4 protein-coding genes and 1 rRNA gene are annotated in these 3,056 nt (G+C 48.0%); 1 reads left to right on the top strand and 4 read right to left on the bottom strand.

What is annotated here, in order from left to right; translation table 11 throughout:
* Window positions 1-298 precede the first annotated feature (298 nt).
* The 3 genes from ACKTSF_RS14330 to ACKTSF_RS14320 are packed head-to-tail and all read right to left on the bottom strand — an operon-like array spanning window position 299 to window position 1,815.
* Window positions 299-1,021 carry an ABC transporter permease gene (locus ACKTSF_RS14330; protein ID WP_407890258.1) on the bottom strand — a complete coding sequence of 241 codons (723 nt, stop codon included), beginning with the start codon at window positions 1,019-1,021 and terminating at the stop codon, window positions 299-301.
* Window positions 1,022-1,023: 2 nt separating this feature from the next.
* The gene (locus ACKTSF_RS14325) at window positions 1,024-1,281 is read right to left on the bottom strand and encodes a hypothetical protein (RefSeq protein WP_407890256.1); all 258 of its coding nucleotides are present in this window, start codon (window positions 1,279-1,281) and stop codon (window positions 1,024-1,026) included.
* Window positions 1,282-1,305: 24 nt separating this feature from the next.
* Window positions 1,306-1,815, bottom strand: a complete 510-nt coding sequence (locus ACKTSF_RS14320; protein ID WP_407890255.1) for an ATP-binding cassette domain-containing protein — start codon at window positions 1,813-1,815, stop codon at window positions 1,306-1,308.
* Window positions 1,816-1,949: 134 nt separating this feature from the next.
* Between ACKTSF_RS14320 and ACKTSF_RS14315 the strand changes: the two genes are divergently transcribed.
* On the top strand, window positions 1,950-2,528 hold the full coding sequence (locus tag ACKTSF_RS14315) for a helix-turn-helix transcriptional regulator (RefSeq protein WP_407890253.1): 579 nt from the start codon (window positions 1,950-1,952) through the stop codon (window positions 2,526-2,528).
* A 403-nt stretch (window positions 2,529-2,931) separates the two neighbouring features.
* Here the strand turns inward: ACKTSF_RS14315 and rrf are convergent.
* Window positions 2,932-3,048, bottom strand: a 5S ribosomal RNA gene (gene rrf / locus ACKTSF_RS14310).
* Window positions 3,049-3,056: the final 8 nt, after the last annotated feature.

The following is a 3,056-nucleotide window of genomic DNA, read 5'->3' as shown; positions in this document are numbered from 1 at the left end:
TCATCGATTGTTGTTACTTTTTGTTATAAAAGCGAATTGACTTCGCAAATATTGTTTGGGTTTGATACCAAGTATCAAACCGCCCTACACATATTTGGTTTGTCGAAACAATGTTCAGTTTTCAAAGATCTACCAGTTATCTGCTCTCACAGACAACTTAATTATCATACCATTTAGTGGATATGAATGTCAACAAGAAGTTTTAAATAATATTTCTTGTCATCCGTTGCTTCCAATGAAGCAGCTCAATAAATATACCATTTTGTCATCATGCTTGTCAACAAGCAATTTAACTTTTTTAATTAATGAGCGGCTTTCGTAAAAGACAACTTAGATAATATACCATGCGCATCATCTCACTGTCAACAAAAATTCCAAACTCCTGTTGTAGAAAAAACATATTGAACGGATTCCACTTCACTAGTGGAAAGGCTGACTTAAACGACTGCAAAAGCAAACTGGAGACCCCCTCCCCCATGAAGCAAGCACCGACACCAATTGCAATGGCCGCCGCGCTATTGTGGCTGCAGCTCGCTAGCAAGAAAACCAAGCCGACAATCAGCACACCACCGTACAGGTCCAGTACCGCATTGGTCAGCAGGTTGGCTAGGAGGCTTTGATGGTACAAATAAATTGTCTGCCACTGGAGCCGCCCCTTACTGATGTTGAGTACCAGTGTCACCAGGACCGCCAACACATGCAAGACAATGCTGTAGCCGAGAACCAACACGCACTTCCCCACGAAGATCATCCAGCGGTGATTCACCTGTGTGGCTAACTGCTTGATGGTCCCGTACTCAAACTCCATCGTCACAGAGCTAGCGCCAATTACAATGATCAGAATCGTCAGCCACTGAAACCCGCCATACGCCGAGGCAAGATAAAATTTGCGGTCACTCTCCGCAGCGCCACGGGCCGTCATTGCCAGACCACCCATTAAAAGGACTAGAAGAACCGGCGCCAACCACGCCAACCGCTGATGTCTGAATTTAAAAATCTCTTGTTGCAATAACTTACGCATGCCTAGTCCTTCCTCTCTGCCAGTAAACGTAGTAACACTGTCTCTAAATCTTCCTGGTGCTGGTTCACCTTTAAAATCTGGATATGCGCCCCGAGTATTGCTTGCAACACAGATGTCAGTGCCACCGCTTCCGTTAAAATTAGGTCGTTGCCCCGTTGCTTCACCGGATAACCTGCGGACAATAGGACTTGCAACGCCTGGGGATTATCCACCGTCCGGATGATCAACGATTGGCGTGCGGACTCCTGGAGTTGCCTCATCGTCCGTTGCAGTAACACCCGTCCTTAATCAATTAAGATCACCGCGTCAATAATCTTTGCCAACTCACTCAAAATGTGACTGGAGATTAAAAAGGTGGTTCCCGCCTCTGCCAATTGCACAATCAACTGACGTAGTCGCTTAACCGATTGTGGATCTAATCCGTTCATCGGCTCATCAAAAATGACTAACTGGGGATGCGCAACCAGCGCCATGGCAATGCCCAGCTTTTGTTTCATGCCCAGCGAATACCGTTTGGCCGGCTGGTGGATATAGTCAGCCATCTGGAGGGCCGCCACCACCCAGGTCATTTGGGTAGGTGAATTTGTCATCAATTGCAAATGTTGCCAGCCACTCAGAAATGGATAGATTGCTGGTCGTTCAATGAGGGCGCCAACCTGTTGGGTCACGACTGTATGGGTGGTAACTGAAACCGGCTGAACTAAAATCCGAACATTGCCAGTATCCGGTGACCGAACGTTTTCCGTAGCCCTGCTACCTGAACAATTTTCTCGTGTATTTGTTGCATAGGACATCGTCTCCTCTACTCTCTCTCAGCGTACCCGTTCAAAGCGCGGAATGATACGGATGCTAGCGATAATAGCTTGCTATTTTTCGACGCTTTCTATACTAGAGTTAATAGTGAACAACCAGAAGGCGAGGTACCCCCATGGCATCAACAGAACTAGGCGCACGTTTGAAACAGTTCCGGCAACAGCAGTTGACTCAAACGGCGCTGGCAGACAAGCTACACGTCTCACGCCAGACCATTTCCAGTTGGGAAACTGGTCGGAATCAACCTGATATTAGCACCATCACCCAATTAGCCGCCCTGTACGCGGTCCCCGTAGACACTCTGTTGCGTGCCGATGCGGGAACGGCCGCCACGACAAAACGAATTGATCGATACAGTACCAGCTTATTACTAGTCTTACTCGGCATCTTCCTGGTGGAACGCGTCACCCAACTCTCTACCTTTCCTGGCTTCTACTGGATAGACTTTCTTATTCTCTTACTGATGGGCCTCTTGGTTAACCTCGGCCTCGCTCCCCGATACCCGAACGTTTGGACGATTCGCGTGCATTGGACGGGGCTGACCATCTTTGCCATCCTAAGTCTGATAAGTGGCAGTGTAAACGCCTTTAACATGGGCTTCGGTCTGATGACGACTTGCCAATTCGGTGGCCTAGTTGTGGTCATCGTGCTGGTTAGAAAATACTGGCACTACCGGTCGACCAAAACGCGTTAATCCCAACATAGTGTGTCCGGCGTTGACGACTGAAGCAAACTGACAGATCACACAAAAAGGTAACAACTTTCCTGCGTGGGAGAGCTGTTACCTTTTTAATTGTCCGTTCATTTCATGTCAGGGGATCTGTCTATACGCGAACTCTCAGCCTCTAGCTGACTGTTCATCTAATTTTACTCAGGTGGTGAGGCGCACCTATCTTTGACTCAGCGTTTCATTGTCAGCCAGATGACGAACAACGTTAAAATACATCGACGAACCACCCACCAGTGATCTGAATCCTTTAACGACACATTTTTTCTCTGACGCCACCCGGTTGCCAGGCACACCAGCTTACCGGTCATGCACCACTCTTTTTTAAAAAAATCTACAAAAAAAGGACCCTCACAGGGTCCTTTCCTTCGCGTGGCAACGTCCTATCCTCGCAGGGGGCGATCCCCCAACTACTATCGGCGTGCTAAAGCTTAACTTCCGTGTTCGGCATGGGAACGGGTGTATCCTTTAGGCTATCGCCACCACACTATAAGA

Source organism: Levilactobacillus muriae, from assembly GCF_045862015.1.
In the GTDB taxonomy this organism is placed as follows: Bacteria; Bacillota; Bacilli; order Lactobacillales; family Lactobacillaceae; genus Levilactobacillus; species Levilactobacillus muriae.
Note: the sequence above shows the minus strand (reverse complement) of the source record. Positions and strands in the feature narration are given on the sequence as shown.

What these genes read in the sequence shown, in the direction of transcription:
- ACKTSF_RS14325 (WP_407890256.1), bottom strand. Translation starts at nt 1,281, where the DNA reads ATGAGGCAACTCCAGGAGTCCGCACGCCAATCGTTGATCATCCGGACG.
- ACKTSF_RS14320 (WP_407890255.1), bottom strand. Translation starts at nt 1,815, where the DNA reads ATGTCCTATGCAACAAATACACGAGAAAATTGTTCAGGTAGCAGGGCT.
- ACKTSF_RS14330 (WP_407890258.1), bottom strand. Translation starts at nt 1,021, where the DNA reads ATGCGTAAGTTATTGCAACAAGAGATTTTTAAATTCAGACATCAGCGG.
- ACKTSF_RS14315 (WP_407890253.1), top strand. Translation starts at nt 1,950, where the DNA reads ATGGCATCAACAGAACTAGGCGCACGTTTGAAACAGTTCCGGCAACAG.